The following is a 24,789-nucleotide window of genomic DNA, read 5'->3' as shown; positions in this document are numbered from 1 at the left end:
TTATGAATAATCGCGTTCCAATGACCGTTCACGGCGAGCAAAGCCTGCGGGAAGAGTTGCAGAAGCTAAAGTCTGAAGATCGTCCGCGGGTAATTGCGGCGATTGCCGAGGCACGTGAGCACGGTGATCTGAAAGAAAATGCGGAATATCATGCAGCGCGGGAGCAGCAAAGCTTCATTGAGGGAAGGATCCAGGAGATCGAATCCAAGCTGGCCGGCTCACAGATCATTGATGTCACCAAAATCGATAATACCGGCAAGGTTATTTTCGGGGTGACAGTGACGCTCACGAATGTGGATACGGATGAAACCGTCACCTACAAGATTTGTGGTGAAGACGAGGCGGATATCAAGGCAGGTAAGCTGTCTGTGTCATCTCCGATTGCCCGCGCACTGATCGGTAAAAGTGAAGGTGACGTCGTTGCGGTGCGTGTTCCGTCCGGTACGGTCGAATACGAGATTGAAACGGTTGAGCATATCTAGTAACCGATAGCTCAAAGGCTGGCATCGCCTTGATTGTGCGGTGCCTGTTAAAGCAAAAAGCCGGCGGGATTCGCCGGCTTTTTGCTTCAGGGGTGATCAGTCCTTGAATCGTTGAAGATTGGACAGTTTCGGATTCGGTTTTTTGGCCCGCCGCAGGATGATCGCGATTTTGCCGATAATCTGGACCAGTTCGGCGCCGGCTTCCTGGCACAGCGCTTCAATGGCTTCCCGGCGCTCTTCGCGGTCCGGGCTGGCGACCTTGATTTTGATCAGCTCATGATCGTTCAAGGCGCGGTCCAGTTCTTTCTGGAGGTTTTCGCTCAGGCCTTTGTCGCCGATCATGACAACCGGTTTGAGGTGATGGGCGATAGCGCGGTACTCACGACGCTGTTCCGGCGACAGGCTCATAATACAGTCTCTTAATGAATGCGATTAAAATCTCGAGCGGCACGATCAGTGCCGATCTCGTATACTGACGGGATTGTATCAGTGCGCGTCGGGTGCGTGAATTGCCGGCACTACTTATGTTCTGCGGGGTCTGACTGATACCGCCTGTTTTTTATTGTTTTGGAGGTTTCCTTGGCACGTTCCAGGACCAGCAAAAGCTGGCTGAAAGAGCACTTTGACGACGAATATGTCAAGCGCTCGCAAATTGATGGCTATCGCTCCAGGGCAAGCTACAAGCTCATTGAGCTTGATGATAAAGATCGCTTTTTCCGCCCGGGACAGCTTGTTGTCGATCTTGGTGCGGCGCCTGGCGGTTGGTCCCAGGTTGCGGCGCAGCGCATAGGCCACAAGGGGCGCGTGGTCGCGAGTGATATATTGGATATGGACTCGATTGCCGGAGTGGACTTCCTGCAGGGGGATTTTACTGAGCAGTCTGTGCTCGACGCCTTGCTGGAAATGTTGGGCGATCAGCGTGCTGACGTTGTAATTTCAGATATGGCCCCCAACATGAGTGGTATGCCTGCAGTTGATATTCCCAAGTCGATGGATCTGGTTGAGTTGGCGCTGGATATGGCCAAACAGGTGCTGAAACCGCAGGGCGTATTCGTTGCCAAGGTGTTTCAGGGCGAGGGCTTTGATAGCCTTCTGCAGGATATGAGAGGGAGTTTCAGTTCCGTTGTGAGTCGTAAGCCCGGTGCTTCACGCTCGCGATCCAGGGAGGTGTATCAGGTTTGCCGCGGGTTCAAGGCGGTCTGATACCCAGGCGGGGGCAAGGGCCTTCGGGTGCAGCAAGATACAATTGTTCGCAAACAGCAGTCGTCTTGAACTGAGCCGTTGCTAGTGAAAGGGCGTACAATTGATGTAAGGTTGTAGAAAAGGCGGTTTCGGTTATTTGCCGGTGCCGTCTGCGGGGTTGCACGGCATGTAGCCCTTACATTCACAGGTGGCGATCCTTGAACGATATGGCTAAAAATCTGGTTCTCTGGCTGATTATTGCAGCCGTACTGCTGATGGTTTTTCAGAACTTTTCTCCCACAACGAGTGGGCAGCAGGTCAATTACTCCCAGTTTGTACAAATGGTGCAACAGGGACAGGTCAAGCAGGTCACAATTGACGGCCTTGATATCCACGGTATACGAGGCGACAGCACGCGCTTCGATACAGTACGTCCTCAGGTGCCTGACACCAAATTAATGGATGATCTGCTTGCCAATAACGTTGTGGTTGTTGGTAAGGAGCCGGATCGCCAAAGTATTTGGACTCAGTTGCTGGTTGCGTCCTTCCCGATCCTGATCATCATCGCGCTGTTTGTATTTTTCATGCGACAGATGCAAGGCGGTGGCGGCGGCAAAGGGCCGATGTCATTCGGCAAGAGCAAAGCCCGCTTGATGAGTGAAGATCAGATCAAGACCACCTTCTCTGATGTTGCCGGTGTGGATGAGGCGAAAGAGGATGTGAAGGAAATCGTTGATTTCCTCCGCGACCCGAGCAAATTCCAGCGTCTGGGCGGCCGTATTCCGAAAGGTGTCCTGATGGTAGGGCCTCCGGGTACCGGTAAAACACTGCTGGCCAAAGCCATTGCGGGTGAGGCCAAGGTGCCTTTCTTCTCGATTTCCGGTTCTGACTTCGTTGAAATGTTTGTGGGTGTGGGCGCGTCCCGTGTCCGGGATATGTTCGAGCAGGCCAAGAAACAAAGCCCCTGTATTATTTTCATCGACGAGATCGATGCTGTTGGTCGTCACCGTGGTGCTGGCATGGGCGGCGGTCACGACGAGCGTGAGCAGACACTGAACCAGTTGCTGGTTGAAATGGACGGTTTTGAGGGTAACGAAGGCGTTATCGTGATTGCCGCAACCAACAGGCCAGATGTTCTGGATCCTGCGCTGCTGCGTCCCGGACGGTTTGATCGCCAGGTAGTGGTGAGCCTGCCTGACATTATCGGGCGTGAACAGATCCTCAAAGTACATATGAAGAAAGTGCCCCTGGCTGATGGCATTGAGCCCAAGGTAATTGCGCGTGGTACGCCTGGCTTTTCGGGTGCTGACTTGGCGAACCTTATCAACGAAGCGGCGCTGTTTGCCGCGCGCCGGAACCAGCGCCTGGTCTCGATGGAAGAGCTTGAGCTGGCAAAAGACAAAATCATGATGGGCGCTGAGCGCAAGTCCATGGTGATGAATGAAAAAGAGAAGCTCAACACGGCCTATCACGAATCCGGACACGCGATCGTCGGGCGTCTGTCGCCAGAGCATGATCCGGTCTATAAAGTCAGTATTATTCCCCGTGGCCGGGCGTTGGGCGTTACGATGTTTCTGCCCGAGGAAGATCGTTACAGCCACAGTAAGCGGTATCTGATCAGTCAGATCTGCAGTCTGTTCGGTGGGCGTATCGCTGAAGAGCTGACCCTTGGGTTCGACGGCGTCACGACGGGTGCGTCAAATGACATCAAACGCGCAACCGAGTTGGCTCGCAACATGGTTACCCGTTGGGGCTTGTCCGAAAAGCTGGGCCCGCTGCAGTATGATACCGACAGTGAAGAGCCGTTCCTCGGTCGCACGGCCGGGCAGAGTCAGACGATTTACTCGCCTGAAACAGCCCAGCGTATCGACGAGGAAGTGCGGACGATTATTGACGACTGTTATGAAACGGCTCGCAAGATGCTTATCGAAAACCGCGATAAGCTTGAGGTGATGACCGATGCGCTGATGCGTTATGAAACGATCGATCGCCATCAGATTGACGACATCATGAGTGGCAAGACGCCGCGGCCACCCCAGGGTTGGAATGGCCCGGGGGCCGATGGTGGAACCAACGATGACGGCACATCTGCTGTCGGGCCTGAGTCAGGTGAAAAGGACGATGGTCGTCGCCCGAGTGAGGGTGTTGGTGGTCCTGCCGGAGAGCATTAAAGCAAAGTGCTGATAAGCAAGATCTGAACAGGTCTTGAAAGGCGCCGTCCCGCGGGACGGCGTTTTTGTTTTGATATGAGATGCAATGATCAAGCATGCAGAAGCGAGATGCCACAGATGAACTTTGCTGGCCAGTGGGTTGATCTTTCAAAGCCCTGTGTGATGGGTATTCTGAATGTGACGCCGGATTCTTTTTCGGACGGTGGCCGTTATGACGCCTTGGACAGTGCGGTGGCGCATGCGGAAAAGATGATGCGTGAGGGCGCAGTTTTTATCGACGTGGGCGGTGAGTCCACTCGCCCTGGTGCGGCAGCGGTGACAGTGCAGGAAGAGCTCGATCGGGTTTGTCCCGTAGTGGAGGCCATCTGCCAGCGGCTGGATGTTGTGGTGTCTGTTGATACCAGCACGCCTGAAGTTATCGGTGAAACCGCTGCGCTTGGAGCCGGTCTTATCAACGATGTGAGGTCGCTGGAGCGGCCCGGTGCGCTGCAGGCTGCCGCCGCATCGTCGTTGCCGGTTTGTTTGATGCATATGCAGGGTCGGCCGGATAACATGCAGCAGGCGCCTTGCTATGACAATGTCGCCGCTGAGGTGACTGCCTATTTGTTGGGCCGGGTTGCGGACGCGAAGGGTGCGGGCATTGCTGTCGACCGGATTATTCTGGATCCGGGATTTGGTTTCGGAAAAACGGTGACGCACAATCTTCAGTTGCTGGCTTCGCTGAACCAACTGCGTGCGGTGGGGTACCCGTTGCTGGTCGGGATGTCGCGCAAAACAATGCTTGGCGAGATCACCGGTCGGGCTGTTGGCGAGCGTTTGCCGGCGGGTTTGGCTGCATCGACTATCGCAGCCCTGAGCGGCGCAAGTATTATTCGGGTACATGATGTCAGGGAGACGGTGGATGCCTTGAAGGTCGTCGCCGCGTTGGAGGAAGTCTCGCAATGAGCGAAAGAAAATACTTTGGAACAGACGGTATCCGCGGCCGTGTCGGGCAGTCTCCGATAACGCCTGATTTTATGTTGAAGCTGGGTTGGGCTGCAGGCCAGGTGTTCAAAAAGCATGGTCAGCGTAATCGAGTGCTGATCGGCAAAGACACGCGTTTGTCCGGTTACATGTTTGAGTCAGCGCTCGAGGCTGGGTTGTCTGCCGCCGGCGTTGATGTGCGCCTGTTGGGGCCCATGCCGACCCCGGCGATTGCCTATTTGACTCGCACGTTCAGAGCGTCCGCAGGTATCGTTATCAGTGCGTCACATAATCCGCACCATGATAACGGTATCAAGTTTTTTTCTGCAGAGGGCACAAAGCTCAGTGACTCGGTTGAGCGGGAAATAGAGGCCTGGCTTGAACGTGATATTCAGGTCTGCGAAGCGGCAGATCTGGGTAAGGCGGCGCGCATTGACGATGCGCCTGGGCGTTATATTGAATTCTGTAAAAGCACAGTGCCTAACGATTTTACGCTCGATGGCATGCGAATCGTGCTCGACTGCGCGCACGGTGCAACCTATCACGTCGCCCCACGGGTATTTCGTGAGCTGGGAGCGGAAATCGACGTGATCGGCAATGATCCGGACGGCCTGAACATCAACCTGAATGTCGGGTCTACTCACTTGGATGCGCTCAGGCAAAAGGTCAGAGAGTCAGGTGCCGATCTCGGTATCGCTTTTGATGGCGACGGTGACCGAGTGCTGATGGTGGATCGGGACGGTTCAATCGTTGATGGTGACGAGCTGCTGTTTATCATAGCAGCGCAGCGCCAGGCCGATGGTCAGCTCAAAGGTGGCGTAGTGGGTACGCTGATGACAAATCTGGGTGTTGAGCTGGCGCTACAAGAGAAAAAGATTCCTTTCGAGCGGGCCAATGTTGGCGATCGCTATGTGATGGAGAAGCTGGTTGCGAATGGCTGGTTGTTGGGTGGCGAAGGATCGGGACACCTGGTCGTTCGGGATTGTACCTCTACCGGTGATGGTATCGTTTCAGCGCTTCAGGTCATGCTGGCAGTCTGGCGTTCGGGCAAAACCTTGTATGAACTGCGTTGTGAAATGTCCCGGCTGCCGCAAGTGCTGATTAATGTTCGGGTTGATGAGCGGTTTGATCCCCATGGCAGGCCTGACATTGTGAGTGCCATTGAGCGAGCGGAAAAGGCGATGGGCGGCACCGGGCGGGTGCTTTTGAGAGCTTCGGGTACCGAGCCGTTGATTCGCGTGATGACGGAAGGGCAGGATGAAGCAGAGATGAAAAAATGGGCTGACGAGCTGGTGTCAGTTGTCCGGAATTCGCAACCGCTATAAGGATGTTTTCAGGTATGCACTTGCTTGTGTCACTTTGCGGACTGCTGTATAGTTCGCCCTCCCTTGAATTGAGGGTTCGTCATGCGCCGTAAGATTGTAGCTGCTAACTGGAAGATGAACGGGTCGAATGACCTTGTAAATTCGTTGGTTAGCGATATTCGAGAAGGTCTGGCAAAGCTTGATAATGGCGCGGAGATTGTTATTATTCCTCCCGCATTGTTTGTGTCAGGTGTGCAGCAGAGAATTGGCGGTTCTGACATATCGCTGGGAGTGCAGAATATATCCCGGTGGGTCAGTGGTGCTTATACTGGCGAGCTCTCAGCAGAAATGGCTGTTGACTGTGGTTGCAGCTATGCGCTGATCGGTCATTCCGAACGTCGTGAATTGTTCGATGAGTCCGATGCGTTGGTTGCCGAAAAGGTGACGCGGGCGCTTGAGGCAGGTGTGAATTTGATACTTTGCGTTGGCGAAACGCTTACGCAAAGAGAGGCTGGGCTCGCCGAAGAAGTGGTAGGAGCACAGTTGAAGGAAGCGCTTAAAGGCGTGTCCGGGTCGGATTGGGAACGGGTTGTTGTGGCGTACGAGCCAGTATGGGCAATAGGTACTGGCAAAACAGCGACGGCCGAAGATGCTCAGGCAGTCCACGCGTCAATGCGTGAAGTTCTGGGTTCGATGAGTGCGCCGGCCAATGAGATATCGCTATTGTATGGCGGTAGCGTGAAGCCGGATAACGCAATCGAATTATTTGCTCAGCCAGATGTTGATGGCGGTCTGATTGGTGGTGCATCGTTAAGTGCGCCCGATTTTCTTGCCATCTGCAAGGCAGTTTAAGAGAGTTTATTATGGGTTGGATAGAAACACTGGTAGTCGTTGCTCACGTCGTGATAGCCGTGGCGCTGGTGGGTCTCGTTCTGATTCAGCAGGGGAAAGGTGCTGACGCTGGCGCCGCATTTGGTGGCGGTGCGTCCCAGACTGTGTTTGGTAGTCAGGGTAGCGGTAGCTTTCTGACGCGTTTCACCACTTTCCTGGCTCTGCTTTTTTTCGTAACAAGTTTCACGCTTGCCGTTTTTGCAAAACAGCATGCGGAAGTTGCTGGTAACGCAGGTATTCCTGAGGTCCAGCAAGTGCAGGTGAATAAAGGTTCGGCGTCAGATAACACGACGCCTGCTGCGTCAGAAAGTGATGCAGCGCAAGATAAATCTGAGGCCGGGGATGATTCAGCTCTCCCCGAGCTTGAGTGAGGTTGTTGCCGAAGTGGTGGAACTGGTAGACACGCTATCTTGAGGGGGTAGTGGCGTAAGCCGTGCCGGTTCGAGTCCGGCCTTCGGCACCATTATTAAAACGGCTTGGAATACCAAGCCGTTTTTTTTGGTCAGTCCTTGACCAGTCTCGCCGGCATACTTATACTCCGGCGATTATTGCAGTGTCTCCCGGCTTGGCCTTGAGGCACTCAGACGGGCCAGGTGTCTGTCGGCAGAATATGTGATGCGCGCATCGGGTGTTCTGGCACGTAACGACTTCGGAAGGTTTTGCAGTTGCAAGATTTTCTGGTTAAAGGGCCTGGCGTCAGAGGCCTGATTTCACGAAAAAGGGCTGAATAACAGGCCCTTTTTTTGTTTGTGTGAAACGTAATCTAACGGGGGCGAGCGCCGCTTTGTCAGCCAAAGTACAGCAACTTGAAAGCATCCTGGTGCCAGTGATTGAAGGGCTGGGGTACGACTGCTGGGGTATTGAGTTTCGGTCCCAGGGGCATCAATCCATCCTGAGGGTGTTCATTGATGACGCCGAAAAAGGTATCGGGGTGGATGATTGTGAGACGGTCAGTCGCCAGGTCAGTGGTGTGCTCGACGTGGAAGATCCCATTCAGACAGAATACACGCTTGAGGTGTCATCTCCGGGAATGGATCGTCCGCTGTTCAGGCTTGAGCAATTTGAAGCTTATGCCGGGCACCGGGTCAGGATCCGATTGCGCATGGCCTTTGAAGGGCGGCGTAAATTTGAAGGCGTATTAAAAGGAATTGAAGGTAGCGATATCGTTGTGGTTGTTGATGATCACGAGTTTTTGCTTCCGATTGACAGTATTGATAAAGCCAACGTGGTTCCGGTTTTTGAATAAATCGTTCGACTGCAAGTCTACAGGATTAAGGGCAGGGCAATCTGATGAGTAAAGAGATCTTGCTGGTAGTTGAGGCCGTCTCTAACGAGAAGGGTGTTGATAAAGAGGTTATTTTCGATGCCATCGAACTTGCCTTGGCGACTGCTGCCAAAAAACGTTATGACGATGAAGAGGCGGATATCCGCGTCGAGATCGATCGCAAAACCGGTGAATATGAAACCTTCCGTCGCTGGCTTGTTGTTGATAACGATGCAGTGCCTGCACTGGGCACCGAGCTGACTTTCCAGGAAGCGGAAGAGATTGACACCGCCCTGAATCCCGGCGACACCCACGAAGAGAAAGTTGAATCCGTCGCTTTCGGTCGTATCGGGGCGCAAGCAGCCAAGCAGATCATCTTCCAGAAGGTTCGCGAAGCCGAGCGCATGAAGATTGTCGACAGTTACCGCGATCGCGTAAGCGAGCTGGTTTCCGGTACGGTCAAGAAAGTGACCCGCGACAACGTCATTGTCGACTTGGGTGCTAATGCCGAAGCGTTGTTGCCTCGCGATCAACTGATCCCTCGGGAAACCTTCCGGATGGGTGATCGGGTGCGCGCCCTGTTGCTGGAAATTCGCACGGATCACCGTGGCCCGCAATTGATCCTGAGTCGTTCAAATCCGGCAATGCTGGTTGAGCTGTTCCGCATCGAAGTACCTGAGATCGCTGAAGAGTTGATCGAAATTCGTGGCGCAGCACGTGACCCGGGGTCTCGCGCTAAAATTGCCGTGAAGACCAATGATCGCCGGATCGATCCCGTTGGCGCCTGTGTTGGTATGCGCGGCTCGCGCGTTCAGGCTGTGTCCAACGAACTTGGCGGTGAACGCGTCGATATCGTGCTGTGGGATGATAACCCGGCCCAACTCGTCATCAATGCGATGGCGCCGGCCGAAGTGGCCTCCATTGTGATGGACGAAGATCGTCACACGATGGATGTGGCTGTAGGTGAAGATAACCTGGCTCAGGCCATTGGTCGTAATGGGCAGAACGTTCGGCTTGCGAGTGAGTTGACCGGCTGGACACTGAATGTCATGACCGAAGAGGAAGCGGGCGAGCGTCAGGAGCAGGAACTTAATCGTCTGTTGACGCACTTCACCGAGAATCTCGATGTTGATGAAGAGCTGGCCGGCTTCTTGATAGAAGAAGGGTTTACCTCGCTCGAAGAGGTGGCCTATGTGCCGATGGATGAGATGTTGGCGATTGACGGTTTTGATGAAGAGACCGTGACCGAGTTGCGACGTCGTGCCAAGGATCGTCTGTTGAATCAGGCATTGGCGAGCGAAGAAGCGCTGGAAGGCAATGAGCCTGCTCAGGACCTTCTTGATATGGAAGGTATGGAGCGCGGATTGGCATTCAAGCTCGCAGGTATGGGTATTCGTACCATGGATGATCTGGCAGAGCAGTCTGTTGATGATCTGATGGATATTGACGGTATGGAAGAAGCTCGGGCGGGACAGTTAATCATGACCGCGCGCGCGCCTTGGTTCCAGGACCAGGAATAATCGGGGAGGAGGACCAGTATGGCTGAAGTAACTGTAAAACAGCTGGCCGATGATGTAGGCGCTCCCGTGGATCGCTTGTTGCGCCAGATCGTAGAGGCTGGCCTGAGTGCCCGTTCAGAATCTGATTCAGTTTCCAGTGATGAGAAGCAGCAATTGCTGGCGTATCTGCGCAAGAATCACGGTGAATCAGACGACGAGCCACGCAAAATTACGTTGAAGCGTAAAACGACGACAACATTGAAGGCCGGCAGCGGTGCAGGGCGTGCCAAAACTGTAAACGTTGAAGTGCGCAAGAAGCGCACCTACATCAAGCGTGCGGAATCGCAGCAACCTGAAGATGAGTCAGTTGCTGAAGAAGCGGTAGCGAATGATGCGGCGGTTGAAGCGCCGGCGCCCGTAGAGGCTGCGGCAGAAGCACCAAAGCCTGCAGAGACGGAAGCGTCTGTTGCTGAGGATGCGCCGGCGAAGGCGGAGGAGCCTGCAGCTAAGAAACCTGAGCCTGAGCCCGAGCCTGAACCAGAAGTCGATCTGAACGCCATCGCAGATGCGTCGGAAATCAGCAACTCTGCTGATGACGCTGACGGCGGTAAAGATCGCAAAGCGAGCAAAAAGAAGAAAGAAAAAACACGCGAGCGCACAGATGACGCTGAAGATGGCAAGCCGAAGAAGAAATCGGCGGGTCATCGTGGTCCGAGAAACCGTCCGGTTGAACCGGTCGTTGCAGCTCTTTCCGAAGATGAGGAAGAAACAACGCTGCGCAAGCCGCTTCGGGCCAAAAAGAAACCCAAACAGAAGAGGCACGGTTTCGAAAAACCGACCAAACCTATGGTGCGTGAAGTAGAAATTCCGGAAACCATTACAGTGGGTGATCTGGCCCAGCGTATGTCGGTGAAAGCCGCTGACGTCATCAAGACACTGATGAATATGGGGGTTATGGCCACCATTAATCAGGCGTTGGATCAGGAAACAGCTGTTCTGATTACCGAAGATATGGGGCACAAGGCGACGACTACCAGCGATAACGCTTTTGAGGAGTCTGTTCTCAGTACCCTGACATTCGAAGGTGAAACCGTTACACGTGCGCCTGTCATCAGTGTTATGGGTCATGTTGACCATGGCAAGACTTCCCTGCTGGACCACATTCGTCGCGCGAAGGTCGCTGCTGGCGAGTCAGGTGGTATTACCCAGCACATCGGTGCTTATCACGTTGAAACCGGTCACGGCATGATTACTTTCCTGGATACGCCGGGTCACGCGGCCTTTACTTCCATGCGGGCGCGAGGTGCTCAGTGCACTGATATCGTTATCCTGGTAGTCGCGGCTGACGATGGCGTGATGCCGCAAACCAAGGAAGCGGTGAATCATGCGCGGGCAGCTGGTGTTCCGTTGATTGTTGCCATTAACAAGATGGACAAGGAAGGTGCTGATCCGGACCGGATCAAGAATGAGCTTTCTGCACTTGAGGTTATTCCGGAAGACTGGGGCGGTGACGTCCAGTTCGTGCCGGTTTCGGCGCATACCGGTGACGGTATTGATAATCTGCTGGAAGCCGTGCTGTTGCAGTCTGAAGTTCTGGAGCTGACCGCTGTGCCGTCAGCGTCTGGCGCGGGTGTTGTGGTTGAATCAAGCCTTGAAAAAGGCCGCGGCTCGGTGGCGACCGTGCTGGTTCAGAACGGTACCCTGAAGCAGGGCGATATGGTTGTCGCCGGTGGCTTCTTCGGTAAGGTTCGTGCCATGTCCGATGAGGCAGGTGTGCAGGTGAAAGTCGCCGGTCCTTCTATACCGGTGGAAATACTGGGCCTGAATGGCACCCCTGATGCGGGCGACGAGTTCTTCGTAGTCGCTGACGAGCGCAAGGCCAAAGAGCTTGCGGAATTCCGTCAGGTTCGTGAGCGCGAGCAGCGCTTGCAGCGCCAGCAGGCGGCGAAGCTTGAGAATCTGTTCGAAAACATGGGCAAGGACGAAGTTAAAACTCTTAACGTCGTGCTCAAGACCGATGTCCGCGGTTCGCTTGAGGCTATCACCAAAGCGTTGCTCGATATGGGTAACGAAGAAGTGCAGGTCAAGATCGTGTCTTCCGGTGTAGGTGGGATTGCTGAAACTGACGTCAGCCTTGCGATGGCGACCAGTTCAGTGATCTTCGGCTTCAACGTACGAGCCGATACCGCAGCTAAGCGACTTGTTGAGCAGGAAGGTCTGGACCTTCGTTACTACAGCATCATCTACAACATGATTGATGACGTGCGTTCTGCTCTTACCGGGATGTTGGCACCGGAGTTCCGCGAAGACATCATCGGTATCGCCGATGTGCGTGATACTTTCCGTTCGCCTAAGTTTGGCCAGGTGGCTGGCTGTATGGTTACCGAAGGCACGGTATACCGTAACAAGCCGATCCGGGTTCTGCGCGACAATGTCGTGATCTTTGAAGGTGAGCTTGAATCGCTTCGCCGCTTCAAGGACGACGTCCAGGAAGTGAAGAAGGGCATCGAATGCGGTATCGGTGTTAAGGGGTATGATGTGAAAGTGGGTGACCAGATCGAGGTGTTTGATCGGGTCCGGGTAGAGCGTAAGCTGGAAAGCTGAAGGCTCGCGCAAGGCTTTGACATGTAATCCGGACAGCGCCCCGAACTTCGGGGCGCTGTGCATTCAGAGAACACAGATTGTCTGCGGCCCGTTAAGGGCTGCTTACTTATTTACAGGGCGGAACTAATGCCAAAGGAATTCAGTCGTATTGATCGGGTTGCGGACCAGATCCAGCGAGAGCTGGCGCAAATGGTTCAGCGCGATATCAAGGATCCCCGGCTCGGTATGGTGACGGTCAATGCGGTCAAGGTTAGCCGTGACCTGGGTTATGCAGACGTATACGTCTCACTTTTGACCACAGAAGAACTGACCGAAGAATCCGAAAGCGTCCGCGATTCGCTCAAGGTTTTGCGCAACGCGGCAGGTTTTCTGCGCACGCAGCTGGGTAAGGCTATGAAACTGCGTGTTGTGCCTCAGCTGCGTTTTCATTTCGATACTCTGGTCGGAACCAGCCGTCGTATGGATGCACTTATTAATCGTGCAATGGGTACGCAACCGGCAGTGCGCGCAGAGGATAGCGAGGGGGAAGATAGTTGAGTCGTCGGCGTCGCGGTCGTAATGTTAACGGCATCCTCGTTATAGACAAGCCAATCGGTGTGAGCTCTAACGGTGTGCTACAGCAAGTTAAGCGGCTTTATGGTGCCGCAAAGGCGGGGCATACCGGTAGCCTGGATCCTCTGGCGACTGGCGTGTTGCCGTTATGTTTCGGTGAGGCGACCAAGTTCTCGCAACTGATGCTGGAGAGCGACAAGTCTTATGTCGCGACGGGGCGGCTGGGCGTTGTCACGGATACTGGCGACGCTGAAGGTGCTGTGGTCAAGGAACGTCCGCTTCCGGAGGGGCTTTCCGAAGCGATGATCGAAGATGTGTTGACCCGGTTCCGGGGCGACATTTCTCAAGTGCCATCCATGTATTCGGCGCTGAAGCACAAAGGTCGACCGCTTTACGAATACGCTCGTGAGGGTATTGAAGTCGAGCGCCCTGCGCGTCCGGTCAGCATTTACCAGCTGGATCTGCTGGACTTTTCCGGCGACAGTTTCGATATCGAGGTGACCTGCAGTAAGGGTACCTATATCCGTTCGTTGATTGAGGATATTGGTGAGGCGCTGGGCTGTGGGGCTTATGTGACCGCGTTGCGGCGCACCAAGGCTGCCGGATTCGAGCTGGATCAGGCATTGCTGCCTGAAAAGCTGGAGGCTATGCGGGAGAATGGTGAGTCTCTCGATCCGTTATTGGTGCCTGTCGAGTCAGCATTAATGGAGTTTCCGAAAATTGTACTGACTGACGAGCAGATTGTGTCGATATTAAACGGACAACCCGTTAAAATGTCGGGTCATCCATCCGGGTGGGTGCGTCTATATGGCGGTGAACGCTTCCTCGGATTAGGTGAGCAGGTACCAGACGGCGAGCTATTACCCCGTCGACTGGTCAGGAAGGACTGAGCCGGAATGCCGGTTCTGTCCTAGCCGGGCTGTAGAGATGCGCGGTCCGGCCGTATGAATGGCATCGCAATATTGAGGTGAGTTATGGCTCTTAATGCCGCAGAGAAGTCACAGATTGTTAAGGATTTTCAGCAAGTTGAAGGCGACACCGGGTCTCCTGAAGTTCAGGTTGCCCTGTTGAGCGCCAATATCGACAAGCTGCAGGATCACTTCAAGGTCAACAAGCAGGATCACCACTCACGTCGTGGTCTGATCCGCATGGTTAACCAGCGTCGTAAGTTGCTGGATTACCTGAAAAAGAAAAATGCTGATCGCTACCTTGAGCTGATCAAGCGTCTTGGCCTGCGTCGCTGATCATCTGATCACACGCTCTCTGAGCCAACATCGGGTCGGATGAGACCTGAAGCAGCCGTGCTGCTGATTGCATCTTCTTCCCCCTTGTTGGTTCTGTCGGAAGGGTTTCCCTTCCGACAGAACTTCTCGCCCCCTGTTTTGCTGTCGGATTTCCCGGATAGCAGATGTCCGGATAATCCTGTAGAACTGCCATCATCGTTTAACTGTTATCGTTGGTCTCGACTATGATGTCAGCGGCCGGATAATAGTTTTCCGGCAGAAAACCGGTATTGAATCATTGCCAGTGTCGTCGTCGACGTGTCCGGTTGGTGATGAAAGCCAGAACAATAGCAGGTTGTTGAAAATCGAATGGTTCCTGTTATCCGTTCGCTTTTCAACAGCCTGTTAGCTTTCATTCCGGCAAGTCCTGACTGCCGCTCTGGTAACTCAAAATACCGTCACGCGGGATGCTGCATGGGCAGTATTTCGTCGAAATTGACTGAAAAGATAAGGAGTTACCGTGAACCCGGTAAAAAAATCATTTGAGTTGGGTGGCAAAACTGTCACGATCGAAACAGGTCGTATTGCACGCCAGGCCACCGGTTCTGTACTGGTGACTATTGATGACATCGCCGTACTGGGTACTGTCGTCGCAGCCAAAGAAGCCAAGCCCGGTCAGCCTTTCTTCCCGCTGACAGTTAACTACTTCGAGAAGACCTATGCGGTAGGCCGTATTCCCGGTGGCTTCTTCAAGCGTGAAGGTCGCCCTTCCGAGAAAGAGACGCTCACGTCGCGTCTGATCGACCGTCCTATTCGCCCTCTCTTCCCCAATGGTTTCATGAACGAAGTACAGGTCGTCTGTACTGTCATGTCATCCAGCAAAACCCAGGATCCTGATATTGCCGGCATGCTGGCTGCTTCCGCAGCGTTGGCGCTGTCAGGCGTTCCGTTTGATGGCCCAGTGGGTGCATCCCGCGTTGGCTTCACCGAAGAGAAAGGTTACTTCCTGAACCCGACTTTTGAAGAGCTCAAGACCTCCAAGCTCGACATGGTGGTTGCCGGTACATCTGATGCGGTATTGATGGTTGAGTCCGAAGCGACTGGCCTGACTGAAGATCAGATGTTGGGCGGTGTCCTGTTTGCTCACGACGCCCTGCAAAGCGCTGTTAATGCGATTGCAGAGCTGGCTGCTGAAGCGGGACTGCCACGTTGGGAGTGGGATCCTGAAGCGGTCAACACTGATCTTGCCGAAGCGCTGAAGAGCGGCTTTGAAGGCGCAGTGATTGAAGCCTACGGTATCCGCGACAAGATGGAGCGTTACAAGCGTCTGGGCGAAGTGCGTAACGACGCGATCGAGAAGCTTGCCGGTGAAGAAGAGGGTCAGCCCTCTGCCGACGACGTTAAAAAGTACTTCGGCAAGCTGGAAAAAGCGACCGTGCGTCGTCAGGTCATTGAAGGCAAGCCGCGTATCGATGGTCGTGACAACAAGACCGTTCGCCCGATTGAAATTGAAGTTGGCGTTCTGGCAAGTACTCACGGTTCAGCGCTGTTTACCCGTGGTGAAACTCAGGCCATCGTGACCACCACCCTGGGCACCTCGCGGGACATGCAGATTATCGATGCCCTTGAAGGTGAGCGGAAAGATCCATTCCTGTTCCACTACAACTTCCCTCCATACAGTGTGGGTGAGACCGGCCGTGTAGGCGCGCCGGGTCGTCGTGAGATTGGTCATGGCCGTCTGGCCAAGCGTGGCGTTGCAGCGGTAATGCCGACCGCTGAAGAATTCCCGTACACCATTCGTGCAGTATCCGAGATCACTGAATCCAACGGCTCAAGCTCCATGGCTTCAGTCTGTGGTTCCAGTCTGGCGCTGATGGATGCCGGTGTGCCGATCAAGGCCGCTGTTGCCGGTATCGCCATGGGTCTTGTCAAAGAAGGTGAAGACTACGCCGTATTGACTGACATTCTGGGTGATGAAGATCATCTGGGCGACATGGATTTCAAGGTTGCCGGCACATCTGAAGGTATCACTGCACTGCAGATGGATATCAAGATCAACGGCATCACCGAAGAAATCATGGAAAAGGCGCTGGAGCAGGCTCACGCTGCGCGTATCCACATCCTGGGCGAAATGGCGAAAGTTATTTCTACGCCACGTGCCACGCTGTCTGATCGCGCGCCAAGCATCACCAGCATGAAGATCCATCCGGACAAGATCCGCGACGTCATCGGTAAGGGCGGCTCGGTTATTCGTGGTATTTGCGACGATACTGGCGCCTCCATCGATCTCGATGATGAAGGTAACGTCAAGATCTACGCGGACAACCAGGAAGCAGCTCAGGCGGCTCAGAAGCGCGTGATGGAAATCACAGCGGAAATCGAAGTTGGCGCAATTTACCAGGGTAAGGTTGAGCGGATTGTCGATTTCGGTGCCTTCGTGAACATCCTGCCTGGCAAGGATGGTCTGGTTCATATTTCCCAGATCTCCGAGCGTCGCATCGAAAATGTGACCGACGAGCTGAGCGAAGGCCAGCAAGTGCTGGTTAAGGTGCTCGACGTTGATAACCGTGGTCGTGTGAAATTGTCGATCAAGGAAGTGAAGGAAGGCGAACAGCCTACCGATTTCGGCGCCTGATACAGGCACTGAATAGAAAAAACCGCGGCGGTTGATTCCGGCGCGGTTTTTTTATGTCTGCGATTTACTGATGACTGAGTGCTTTGTCCAGAAACTCAATGGCCTCGTCGCGGTAGGCCGGTATAACAAACGTCGCGGCGTGAGGAGTATCGGTGCGCAAGAAATCTTTGGGATCACTCGCGGCATCGTAAAGTTCAAAACCGTTGTGGAAAGGGATAATGCCATCCCGCGTACTGTGAACGATCAGTAGCGGCACTGGGCTGATGTTTCGAATATGGTCAATCCCTTCGTACTCATCAGGGATCGTCCAGCTCAGCGGAACCTGAAACGGCCAGGTCAGCCAGAAAGAGTCCAGTTTTTCCCGGGCGATTGCACGAAAGCCACTGAAGCTGCTGTCTATAATAACGGCGGAGAGCGGTGGTTGTTCGCCTCTGCGCGTCCATTCGCTGGCGAGCATGATCCCGAGGCCGCCACCAAGACTTTGCCCAAGCAGAACGTAAGGGCCTTTGTGGTGAGTGGTGAGCCACCGCATTCCGGTTTCGACGTCGTGGAGAGCGCCGTCTATGTCGGGTGAGCCCGTTGACTGGCCAAATCCCCGGTAATCCAAAAGGAAGACGTTGTAGCCCCGTTCCGGCAGCCAGGCGACATTAAGCAAATGGCTGCTGATGTTCTGGGCATTGCCGTGGAGGTAATACACGGTCCCTTCCAGGTCTTCGTCTCCCGCTTTGGCGGGTAGCCACCAGCCATGGAGGCGTTCGCCATCCGGGGTGTCAATGTAGACATCGTCAAAGGTCAGGTTGAGGCGATCCGGAGTAATGTAGACCGTCTGATCGGGAAAGAAAAACAACCCGGAGCAACCACCAAGTAGCAGAGTCGATGCCATCACGAGCGCTTTGGTTAATGTCCTTCCGCTTGAGGTGATACCTGCCCGGCCTATGATTAAAAATAAATGTTCAGTCCTAGCTGCCATCGGGTTTCGTACCTTTCAAATTGGTGGCGTCTTTCCCAGCCGGTTGTCAGGCTGAGGTCGCGACGGATATGCCAGCTGGCGTCAGCATAAACGCTGTCTTCCCTGTGCTGGCCGCCGATCAGCCATGCCTTGGTGCGCAGACCTCCTTTGGCGCTCAGCGTGTGGCCCTGGTAGAAAGCGCCAAAATCCGCGCCAGGTGCTGCGTCAAACCCTTTGTCCAGATCATTGTCAATTTCAACGTCTGCTGTGGCCATTGCGAACACCTGGCTTTGGTCGGTGATCGCCCAGCCTCCGCCTGCACCTCCATCGAGATAGGGGGTAAATATGCGTTTGCCCGACTCAATCTCTGCTCTCCGTCCGCCAAATCCGACCTGCCACGACAGTGGCGAGAAGAACTGATCACGGACGGACAGCGAGCGAATTTCCACTGCCGTCAATTGCTCGACCTGGAGTTCATCATTGTCCGTATACAGGCGAGCATCCAGTCGAAGGAACTGGAGTTGCGCGCCGCTGCGATAACCTTCCGGTGGATCCAGAAGATCATGGTAGGCGGGTCTCAATGTGAGCTGAGCGAAGTTGCGAGAACCCTGCTGGCCGCCGAGCGCGCTGATTCGGAATGTGTCATGTCCCTGATCATCCCGCACTTCGGGTTCAGGTGGCTGGGGCAGGGGTATTTCATGGCCCAGTTCGCTTCGTGCTTTTAGCAGTGAGTAAGATAATGAAGCAGAGCGTTCACGGGGCCACTTTTCTGCCTGAGTCTGGTAGCGTACGTATTCATAGGTGGCGTCCAGCACTTGTGCCTGCTCATCGTTGGCAAGGTCGGTGATGCGTTGATCATCAACCGATATGTCGCCACTGGCCAGTGCAGCGGCATGCTCGCGTTGTTCTGACGATAGCTGATCAAGGTAAGTCTGAACCACCGTGGCTGATGAAGGGCGATAGCGAACAGACGCGACCAGATCGTGATCCACCACCCATCGCACCGTGTCTGAAGGAATAGCGTGGGTGTTCACTTCATCCAGCAAATGGGTGCCGGGGCGAGCGACGTCAATCAGGGCAAGCAGGCGGTAAGCGCAATTTTCGTCAAAGAAATAGTAATCGAAATTGTGATCTTTGATTTCCCAGGCGTGTGCCATCAATGTGCTGGTTTCTTCGGGCGTCAGGTTGAGTTGATATTCCCACAGGTCCCGGTTTTCGATGTCTGAGTACAGTCGGATTTTTTCGTAGTAGGGCTGGACGGTGGTAATGCCGGGATAGCCGCCGAAAATGCCCCGGTACGCAAACATCAATTCGCTGTCATGGGCTGCAGCATCAGCGGCGTAAGATATTGTGCTGGCCAGCAACAGATCCGCTTCTTCAGAACGGTTTGGTGGATCGAGCCTTAAAAAAGTATGTCCGAACATCGAGGAAGGGCTGTTCAGGTACGACGCGGCAAATACCAGTGTGACCGTCTCGGTATTGAGGGTGCTGCGCCACTCGTCATAGGTCGGGCAGTTGACCTGTGTGAGAGGCAGGTCCAGTTGTTCTCGTAGCCAGCGGTCTCTGGCGGGGAACCTGCAGCGGGCGTGATCATCACCGCCGCCGGGAGCCTGTATGGCTTTCAGTGTTGCCTCAAGTTCAGCCTGGGGCGATGTTTTTCCGTCTGGGCTGAGAAAGAACTCAGGATCATCTGCCTGTGAGGTGTAACCCGGTGATAGTCGGTCAGGTCGATAGCTTAATAGTGTCAGCCAGGATGGCATCAGGGCTAGGGCGGCGGTATCCGGGGCGGCCTGATGAGGCTCGTCGGCATAAACGGGAACAGTCGCGCTGGTGACGAATACAAATGCCAGACAGGGGCTTAGCCCCGATTTGAGAAATCGCTGCATGAGGTTCTGAATCAGTCCGGGGGAGCAAATAGCCTTTGGCGCACCGTCCCTGGTGCGTATTCAGTCCCTGAGATAATACTGATTTACGAAACGTACTTGCGCAGTGTTTCGTGAGACTCGAGTACTGCGACAATTGCAGTAACCGCTTCATCTGACGTTGTTTCTGATGAAGGGAATACGCTTGCAAAGTTGTTCTGCATTGTCTGACGGAACGCGTCGCGATCAGAGGCCTCTACACCCAGCAGCACAGCCAGAGTTTCGAGGTTTTCGCCTTCGCCACGGGACATGTCACGGGCAATCTTGTCGATGTTGCTATCCATGTACATGGCCAGGGACTTGACGGCTTCGTTTGTGTCACAGCCCAGGGTACCGGTGGTCATACCAAATGTCTGGTTACCAAAAGTACCGTTGGTGGTTGCCGCAAGGATATGCGGTGCTGCACCTGACTGGCCCTTCCAGATCATGGCGCCGACGCCACAGCCTGGCTGAGCAAATGCCATGCTTGAAGCACCTAACAGAATGGCTCCTGCGATCAATTTTTTCATAGTCCAACTCCTTGTTCTGTTTTTCATCGATGTAAAAACACTATGACTAACGGCCCTCATGTCGAGTCACCTTCATGGCAATGCATGACCGTTCTACGGAGTATAGACGAAAAATTTTATTCGGTGATGATGACGCGCTTTTAATTTACTGATTGTAGAAGAAAAAAATGAACACGGTGACGTCATTTATTCCAAAAAGAATTTAAAAAATTATTTAATGGAACTGTTTGTAATATGGACTTCTGTTCGATATAGTCGCGCCCGCCAAGATGGCAAATACATGACACATGGAGAAAGTAGTTGTGAAAAAAGCTCTTATTGCATCCAGCCTTTTGCTGGCAGGCGCTCTGACCGGTTGTAGCTCTCTCAACGTTAGTTCTACGCCGGTTCCACTTGCTGGTACTGTGGGCACTGACATCAACGCTGACATTGAAGTGGGCGAAAAGATCACCGGCACTTCTTCTGCTACCAAAATTCTGTTCTTCACCGTTGGTGGCGAAACTGAATATGCAGATGGCGTTGCATACGGTGCGAATTCTGGTTCATCACCGCTGGCGGCGCTGGACATGGTTGCCCCGGTTAAGGCTGCTGCAGCATATAACGCGATTAAAGGTTCTGGCGCCGACGTAATCGTTGCACCACGTTATACCGTAAAGAAGAAAGATTACTTTGTTTACGGCACCATCGACGTGACCGTTGAAGGCTACAAGGGCACCATCAAAAGCGTTAAGTAAAACGCGGTAGCCTTAAATAAAAAAGCCGGGCAATTGCCCGGCTTTTTTATGTCTGGATTGGCAGTTTCAGCCGCCCAGATAGGCCTTCTGAACATCTTCATTTGCCAGCAGATTAGCGCCGGTATCCTGAAGCCGGATGCGTCCGGTTTCGAGTACATACCCGCGATCGGCCAGTTTAAGCGCCTGTTTGGCGTTTTGCTCCACCAGAAAGACGGTCATGCCTTCATCGCGAAGGCTGCCGATAATGTCGAAAATCTGTCGGATGATGATCGGCGCAAGACCGAGTGAGGGCTCATCCAGAATGATCATCTTGGGCCTGGTCATCAGTGCCCGGCCGATCGCCAGCATCTGTTGTTCACCACCGGACATTGTGCCAGCCCGCTGACTGCGGCGTTCCTTCAGGCGCGGAAACAGATCAAAGACGTAATCCTGGGTTTTGCGATTAGTGTCCTTGTCCTGGAAAAAGCCCCCCATATGGAGGTTTTCTTCAACAGTCAAACCCGAGAAGACCCGGCGCCCTTCAGGCACGATCGCGATACCGGAGCGCATGATCTCTGAGGTTGATTTGTGGGTAATATCCTCCCCACGGAAGATGACCCGGCCAGAACTGGCCTGGGGGTCGCCACAAACTGTCATTAGCAGGGTGGTCTTGCCGGCGCCATTGGCGCCGATCAGCGAGACAATTTCACCCTCATTGATTTCCACCGAGACACCGTGGAGTGCTTCAATTTTACCGTAATGCGTATGAATATTTTCGAGTGTCAGCATAGTGTGCTTACTCCTCCCCCAGGTAGGCTTTGATCACGTCGTCGTTTTGACGGATCTCGTCCGGTGTACCCGAGGCAAGAGGGCGCCCCTGATTGATAACGTTAATCCGGTCTGAAATGTCCATGACCAGACTCATGTCGTGCTCAATCAGGACAACGGAGACACAGTAGTCTTCTTTTAGCCTGATGATGAGCTGATTGAGTTCACGGGTTTCGTTCGGGTTGAGGCCTGCAGCCGGCTCATCCAGCATCAGCAGTCTGGGCTCGGTGACCATGCAGCGCGCGATCTCCAGGCGTCGCTGCTGGCCGTAGGCCAGATTACCCGCCTCGCGGTTGGCCAGGTCGAGCAGGCCGACCTGCTTGAGCCAGTATGCTGCGCGCTCGAGGGATTTCTCTTCCTTCTTCCTGTAAGCCGGTGTTTTGATCAGACCCGCGAACAGGTTCGTGTTGAGGTGCCGATGTTGGGCCACCAGCAGGTTCTCGACCACGGTCATGCTGTTAAACAGCCGCACATGCTGGAAGGTCCGCACCAGACCCAGGCGCGAGATCTTGTAGTCCGGAATGCCCTGGATCTCTTTTCCTTCAAAAGAAATGGTGCCGCCTGAAGGCTGGTAGAAGCCGCTCAGGCAGTTGAATACCGTCGTCTTGCCGGCGCCGTTTGGGCCGATAATCGATACGATCTCTTTCTCTTTTACGTCCAGCGAAACGCCATCCACTGCCAGCAGGCCGCCAAATCGCATCGACAGATTGCGTACATCAAGCATTGTCCGTCACTCCTGCTTCAATTGAATATGAACCCGGCTCATGGGGAGCAGTCCCTGGGGCCGCCAGATCATCATCAGCACCATCGCGGCGCCAAAGATCAGCATGCGGTACTCAGAGAATTCCCGGGCCAGTTCGGGCAGGACAGTCACGGCGATAGCCGCCAGAATAACACCAAGCTGTGAGCCCATGCCGCCCAGAACGACAATGGCCAGGATGATGGCCGACTCCAGGAAGACAAACGACTCGGGGCTGATAAAGCCCTGCTTGGAAGCAAACACGGTGCCGGCAAAACCGGCAAAGAATGCACCGATGGTGAAGGCGGAAAGCTTCACGCCGGTCCGGCTCATGCCGAGCGAACGGGCTGCGATCTCATCTTCGCGAAGCGCTTCCCAGGAGCGTCCTACCGGCATCCGTACCAATCGGCGAATGACAACCAGTGTCACGACGGCCAGCAGTAGCGCGATAAGGTAGAGGAAAATGACCTTGTGATCACTGTTGTACGGGATGTTGAAGACTTCATGGAATGAGGTGTTGCCTTCAGTTTTGATGCGTCGGCCGAACTCCATACCGAACAGGGTGGGGTCGGGAATGCCACCCACGCCATTGGGGCCGCCGGTCAGCGACGTCAGGTTGTTCAGCAGGATACGGATGATTTCACCAAAGCCGAGAGTGACGATTGCAAGGTAGTCCCCTCGCAGACGGAGCACCGGAAAGCCGAGCAAAAAACCGAAGGCGGCGGCGAGCAGCGCGCCAAGCGGCAGGGCGACCCAGAACGAAATGTCGTAGTACTGCGACAGCAATGCAAAGGTGTAGGCGCCCACAGCGTAGAACGCAACGTAGCCCAGATCCAGCAAGCCTGCCAGACCGACCACCACGTTCAGGCCCAGGCCCAGCATGATGTAAATCAGTACCAGTGTCGCCAGATCGACAGATCCGCGTGACGCAAAGAAGGGCCACAGTAGCGCGCCGATAACGATCAGAATCAGTGCTGCACGTTCCAGCCTGACACGCTTGTCCTGTGGAAGTGGTTTGCGATCGCGGAGCGGGTTGGCCGCACCGATGGCGCTCAGTGAGCCAGTGATTGCCGGCCTGAAAAGCTGGAACAGGAAGACGATCAAAACAGCCGCAGCGATACCGATGTAAGTGCTGGTATCGGCACCGGACAGTTTGATCTGGATCCCTTCGGCAATCAGGTCAAGCCCCAGTATCGGGTAAGAAATGATCAGCGTGATGACCGCGCAAAACAATGCGTGTTTAATATTCTGTGCAACCATCAGATCTTCTCCACTTCCGGTTTGCCGAGGAGCCCGGTAGGCCGGAACAGGAGGATGAGGATCAGTAGGCCAAAGGAAACCACATCTTTATATTCACCACTCAGGTAGCCGGAGGTCATAGCCTCGGCAACGCCCAGGATCAAACCACCCAACATCGCGCCCGGTATACTGCCTATACCGCCGAGTACTGCCGCGGTGAATGCTTTCAGACCGGCTATAAAGCCAAACAGCGGATCAATCGAACCGTAATACATGCCCAGTAGCAGGCCCGCGACAGCGGCCAGGGCTGCACCGATAACAAAGGTGGCGGCGATGATGCGGTTGGTATCGATGCCTAGCAGGTTCGACATCTTTAGGTCCTGCGACACAGCACGGCAGGCGCGGCCGAGCCGTGACTTTGAAATAAACATCGACAGGGCCGTCATGCAGACCAGGGTGACAACAAATATGGTGATCTGCATATAGGAAATGGATGTCTGGAAGCCATCCTCAGCACCCATAGTGATGCCACCTTGAATCAGTGATGGGAAACCGATGTTGCGCGAGCCCTGGGCGAGATGAACATAGTTTTGCAGGAAGATCGACATGCCGATCGCTGAGATCAGGGGGATCAGTCGGTGCTGACCGCGAACCGGGCGGTAGGCAACACGCTCAACTGCCCAGCCCATCGAGCTGGAGACAATTACGGCACAGATCAGCGCCACAAGAAGAACCAGTGGAAGCCACGCGGAACCTAGCGTGGCCAGGCCGGTGATGACGATCAGCGATATATAGGCGCCAATCATGTAAATCTCACCGTGGGCAAAATTGATCATGCCAATAATGCCGTAAACCATTGTGTACCCAATGGCTATCAGGGCATAAGCGCTTCCTACCGTCAGCCCGTTTATGAGCTGCTGGAGAAAGTACAGTACGTCGTGCATTGTTGGGAACTCCGAATATGAAAAACCCCGGGTGTCCGATCATGGGTAAGTAAAGCTGCTTGCTGCAGAAAGCTCAAACGCTTCACGTCCATGAAAAGCCAACCCAGGGTTCCAAAAAAACACCTTCCCCCTCTTGAGGGGAAGGTGTCGTTAGAAAGCGCAGGCGATATCCCTGA

At 54.3% G+C, this 24,789-nt stretch carries 23 protein-coding genes and 1 tRNA gene; 16 read left to right on the top strand and 8 right to left on the bottom strand.

The window, feature by feature from the left end:
• The first annotated feature begins 2 nt into the window (after positions 1-2).
• Positions 3-482 carry a transcription elongation factor GreA gene (gene greA, locus ACUN9X_RS17870; RefSeq protein ID WP_260038148.1) on the top strand — a complete coding sequence of 160 codons (480 nt, stop codon included), beginning with the start codon at positions 3-5 and terminating at the stop codon, positions 480-482.
• Between the two features lie 96 nt (positions 483-578).
• Here the strand turns inward: greA and yhbY are convergent, their stop codons facing one another.
• On the bottom strand, positions 579-890 hold the full coding sequence (gene yhbY, locus ACUN9X_RS17865; protein WP_260038147.1) for a ribosome assembly RNA-binding protein YhbY: 312 nt from the start codon (positions 888-890) through the stop codon (positions 579-581).
• 171 nt (positions 891-1,061) lie between these two features.
• Here yhbY and rlmE point away from each other — a divergent pair, with 171 nt between their 5' ends.
• The 14 genes from rlmE (at position 1,062) to pnp (ending at position 16,770) form a co-directional block, all read left to right on the top strand.
• Positions 1,062-1,685: a 23S rRNA (uridine(2552)-2'-O)-methyltransferase RlmE gene (rlmE, locus tag ACUN9X_RS17860; RefSeq protein WP_260038146.1), complete on the top strand. Its 624-nt coding sequence runs from the start codon at positions 1,062-1,064 to the stop codon at positions 1,683-1,685.
• A 197-nt stretch (positions 1,686-1,882) separates the two neighbouring features.
• Positions 1,883-3,835 carry an ATP-dependent zinc metalloprotease FtsH gene (gene ftsH, locus ACUN9X_RS17855; protein ID WP_260038145.1) on the top strand — a complete coding sequence of 651 codons (1,953 nt, stop codon included), beginning with the start codon at positions 1,883-1,885 and terminating at the stop codon, positions 3,833-3,835.
• A gap of 117 nt (positions 3,836-3,952) precedes the next feature.
• Positions 3,953-4,780: a dihydropteroate synthase gene (folP, locus tag ACUN9X_RS17850; RefSeq protein WP_260038249.1), complete on the top strand. Its 828-nt coding sequence runs from the start codon at positions 3,953-3,955 to the stop codon at positions 4,778-4,780.
• A complete protein-coding gene (glmM, locus tag ACUN9X_RS17845) occupies positions 4,777-6,123 on the top strand; it encodes a phosphoglucosamine mutase (RefSeq protein ID WP_260038143.1) in 1,347 nt (448 codons plus the stop codon). Before folP ends, glmM begins: the two co-directional genes overlap by 4 nt.
• Positions 6,124-6,204: 81 nt before the next feature.
• Positions 6,205-6,954, top strand: a complete 750-nt coding sequence (gene tpiA, locus ACUN9X_RS17840; protein ID WP_260038141.1) for a triose-phosphate isomerase — start codon at positions 6,205-6,207, stop codon at positions 6,952-6,954.
• Positions 6,955-6,965: 11 nt separating this feature from the next.
• Positions 6,966-7,364 carry a preprotein translocase subunit SecG gene (gene secG / locus ACUN9X_RS17835; RefSeq protein ID WP_260038139.1) on the top strand — a complete coding sequence of 133 codons (399 nt, stop codon included), beginning with the start codon at positions 6,966-6,968 and terminating at the stop codon, positions 7,362-7,364.
• A 7-nt stretch (positions 7,365-7,371) separates the two neighbouring features.
• Positions 7,372-7,456: transfer RNA gene (locus ACUN9X_RS17830), tRNA-Leu, on the top strand.
• A 321-nt stretch (positions 7,457-7,777) separates the two neighbouring features.
• Positions 7,778-8,239: a ribosome maturation factor RimP gene (rimP, locus tag ACUN9X_RS17825; protein ID WP_260038138.1), complete on the top strand. Its 462-nt coding sequence runs from the start codon at positions 7,778-7,780 to the stop codon at positions 8,237-8,239.
• Between the two features lie 44 nt (positions 8,240-8,283).
• Positions 8,284-9,777, top strand: a complete 1,494-nt coding sequence (gene nusA / locus ACUN9X_RS17820; RefSeq protein WP_260038137.1) for a transcription termination factor NusA — start codon at positions 8,284-8,286, stop codon at positions 9,775-9,777.
• Positions 9,778-9,795: 18 nt separating this feature from the next.
• Positions 9,796-12,360 (top strand): translation initiation factor IF-2, encoded by a 2,565-nt coding sequence (infB, locus tag ACUN9X_RS17815; RefSeq protein ID WP_260038136.1) that lies wholly within the window; start codon positions 9,796-9,798, stop codon positions 12,358-12,360.
• 126 nt (positions 12,361-12,486) lie between these two features.
• Positions 12,487-12,897, top strand: a complete 411-nt coding sequence (gene rbfA / locus ACUN9X_RS17810; RefSeq protein WP_260038135.1) for a 30S ribosome-binding factor RbfA — start codon at positions 12,487-12,489, stop codon at positions 12,895-12,897.
• Positions 12,894-13,802, top strand: coding sequence for a tRNA pseudouridine(55) synthase TruB (gene truB / locus ACUN9X_RS17805; RefSeq protein ID WP_260038134.1), 909 nt, complete (start codon positions 12,894-12,896; stop codon positions 13,800-13,802). Before rbfA ends, truB begins: the two co-directional genes overlap by 4 nt.
• An 84-nt stretch (positions 13,803-13,886) precedes the next feature.
• Entirely contained in the window at positions 13,887-14,156 is a 270-nt protein-coding gene (gene rpsO / locus ACUN9X_RS17800) for a 30S ribosomal protein S15 (RefSeq protein ID WP_260038133.1), read from the top strand.
• Positions 14,157-14,655: 499 nt separating this feature from the next.
• Positions 14,656-16,770, top strand: coding sequence for a polyribonucleotide nucleotidyltransferase (gene pnp, locus ACUN9X_RS17795; RefSeq protein WP_445473928.1), 2,115 nt, complete (start codon positions 14,656-14,658; stop codon positions 16,768-16,770).
• A gap of 64 nt (positions 16,771-16,834) precedes the next feature.
• Here pnp and ACUN9X_RS17790 read toward each other — a convergent pair whose 3' ends face one another.
• From ACUN9X_RS17790 to ACUN9X_RS17780, 3 genes are all read right to left on the bottom strand, one after another.
• The gene (locus ACUN9X_RS17790) at positions 16,835-17,653 is read right to left on the bottom strand and encodes an alpha/beta hydrolase (RefSeq protein ID WP_445473927.1); all 819 of its coding nucleotides are present in this window, start codon (positions 17,651-17,653) and stop codon (positions 16,835-16,837) included.
• 56 nt (positions 17,654-17,709) lie between these two features.
• The gene (locus ACUN9X_RS17785) at positions 17,710-19,605 is read right to left on the bottom strand and encodes an Lnb N-terminal periplasmic domain-containing protein (RefSeq protein WP_445473926.1); all 1,896 of its coding nucleotides are present in this window, start codon (positions 19,603-19,605) and stop codon (positions 17,710-17,712) included.
• A gap of 83 nt (positions 19,606-19,688) precedes the next feature.
• Positions 19,689-20,150, bottom strand: a complete 462-nt coding sequence (locus ACUN9X_RS17780; RefSeq protein ID WP_260038127.1) for a DUF3015 domain-containing protein — start codon at positions 20,148-20,150, stop codon at positions 19,689-19,691.
• Positions 20,151-20,452: 302 nt separating this feature from the next.
• On the opposite strand from ACUN9X_RS17780, the gene ACUN9X_RS17775 reads away from it, so the two are divergent.
• A complete protein-coding gene (locus ACUN9X_RS17775; protein ID WP_445473925.1) occupies positions 20,453-20,884 on the top strand; it encodes a hypothetical protein in 432 nt (143 codons plus the stop codon).
• A gap of 66 nt (positions 20,885-20,950) precedes the next feature.
• Here ACUN9X_RS17775 and ACUN9X_RS17770 read toward each other — a convergent pair whose 3' ends face one another.
• The 4 genes from ACUN9X_RS17770 to livH are packed head-to-tail and all read right to left on the bottom strand — an operon-like array spanning position 20,951 to position 24,613.
• Complete coding sequence (locus tag ACUN9X_RS17770) at positions 20,951-21,652, bottom strand: ABC transporter ATP-binding protein (protein WP_260038125.1); 702 nt, start codon at positions 21,650-21,652, stop codon at positions 20,951-20,953.
• Between the two features lie 7 nt (positions 21,653-21,659).
• Complete coding sequence (livG, locus tag ACUN9X_RS17765) at positions 21,660-22,415, bottom strand: high-affinity branched-chain amino acid ABC transporter ATP-binding protein LivG (RefSeq protein ID WP_260038124.1); 756 nt, start codon at positions 22,413-22,415, stop codon at positions 21,660-21,662.
• Positions 22,416-22,421: 6 nt separating this feature from the next.
• On the bottom strand, positions 22,422-23,690 hold the full coding sequence (locus ACUN9X_RS17760; RefSeq protein ID WP_260038123.1) for a high-affinity branched-chain amino acid ABC transporter permease LivM: 1,269 nt from the start codon (positions 23,688-23,690) through the stop codon (positions 22,422-22,424).
• Entirely contained in the window at positions 23,690-24,613 is a 924-nt protein-coding gene (gene livH / locus ACUN9X_RS17755) for a high-affinity branched-chain amino acid ABC transporter permease LivH (RefSeq protein WP_260038122.1), read from the bottom strand. The genes ACUN9X_RS17760 and livH overlap by 1 nt, the downstream gene beginning before the upstream one ends.
• Between the last annotated feature and the right edge of the window lie 176 nt (positions 24,614-24,789).

This window comes from Marinobacter sp. V032, from assembly GCF_052645435.1.
This window is presented reverse-complemented; position numbering and strand designations above follow the sequence as displayed.

Excerpts from the sequence above, each read along its gene's own strand:
- infB (WP_260038136.1), top strand. The coding sequence starts at position 9,796 with ATGGCTGAAGTAACTGTAAAACAGCTGGCCGATGATGTAGGCGCTCCC.
- ACUN9X_RS17785 (WP_445473926.1), bottom strand. The coding sequence starts at position 19,605 with ATGCAGCGATTTCTCAAATCGGGGCTAAGCCCCTGTCTGGCATTTGTA.
- nusA (WP_260038137.1), top strand. The coding sequence starts at position 8,284 with ATGAGTAAAGAGATCTTGCTGGTAGTTGAGGCCGTCTCTAACGAGAAG.
- ACUN9X_RS17760 (WP_260038123.1), bottom strand. The coding sequence starts at position 23,690 with ATGGTTGCACAGAATATTAAACACGCATTGTTTTGCGCGGTCATCACG.
- greA (WP_260038148.1), top strand. The coding sequence starts at position 3 with ATGAATAATCGCGTTCCAATGACCGTTCACGGCGAGCAAAGCCTGCGG.
- rbfA (WP_260038135.1), top strand. The coding sequence starts at position 12,487 with ATGCCAAAGGAATTCAGTCGTATTGATCGGGTTGCGGACCAGATCCAG.
- yhbY (WP_260038147.1), bottom strand. The coding sequence starts at position 890 with ATGAGCCTGTCGCCGGAACAGCGTCGTGAGTACCGCGCTATCGCCCAT.
- ACUN9X_RS17790 (WP_445473927.1), bottom strand. The coding sequence starts at position 17,653 with ATGGCATCGACTCTGCTACTTGGTGGTTGCTCCGGGTTGTTTTTCTTT.
- glmM (WP_260038143.1), top strand. The coding sequence starts at position 4,777 with ATGAGCGAAAGAAAATACTTTGGAACAGACGGTATCCGCGGCCGTGTC.
- secG (WP_260038139.1), top strand. The coding sequence starts at position 6,966 with ATGGGTTGGATAGAAACACTGGTAGTCGTTGCTCACGTCGTGATAGCC.
- folP (WP_260038249.1), top strand. The coding sequence starts at position 3,953 with ATGAACTTTGCTGGCCAGTGGGTTGATCTTTCAAAGCCCTGTGTGATG.
- tpiA (WP_260038141.1), top strand. The coding sequence starts at position 6,205 with ATGCGCCGTAAGATTGTAGCTGCTAACTGGAAGATGAACGGGTCGAAT.
- ACUN9X_RS17770 (WP_260038125.1), bottom strand. The coding sequence starts at position 21,652 with ATGCTGACACTCGAAAATATTCATACGCATTACGGTAAAATTGAAGCA.
- rpsO (WP_260038133.1), top strand. The coding sequence starts at position 13,887 with ATGGCTCTTAATGCCGCAGAGAAGTCACAGATTGTTAAGGATTTTCAG.
- ACUN9X_RS17780 (WP_260038127.1), bottom strand. The coding sequence starts at position 20,150 with ATGAAAAAATTGATCGCAGGAGCCATTCTGTTAGGTGCTTCAAGCATG.
- livH (WP_260038122.1), bottom strand. The coding sequence starts at position 24,613 with ATGCACGACGTACTGTACTTTCTCCAGCAGCTCATAAACGGGCTGACG.
- livG (WP_260038124.1), bottom strand. The coding sequence starts at position 22,415 with ATGCTTGATGTACGCAATCTGTCGATGCGATTTGGCGGCCTGCTGGCA.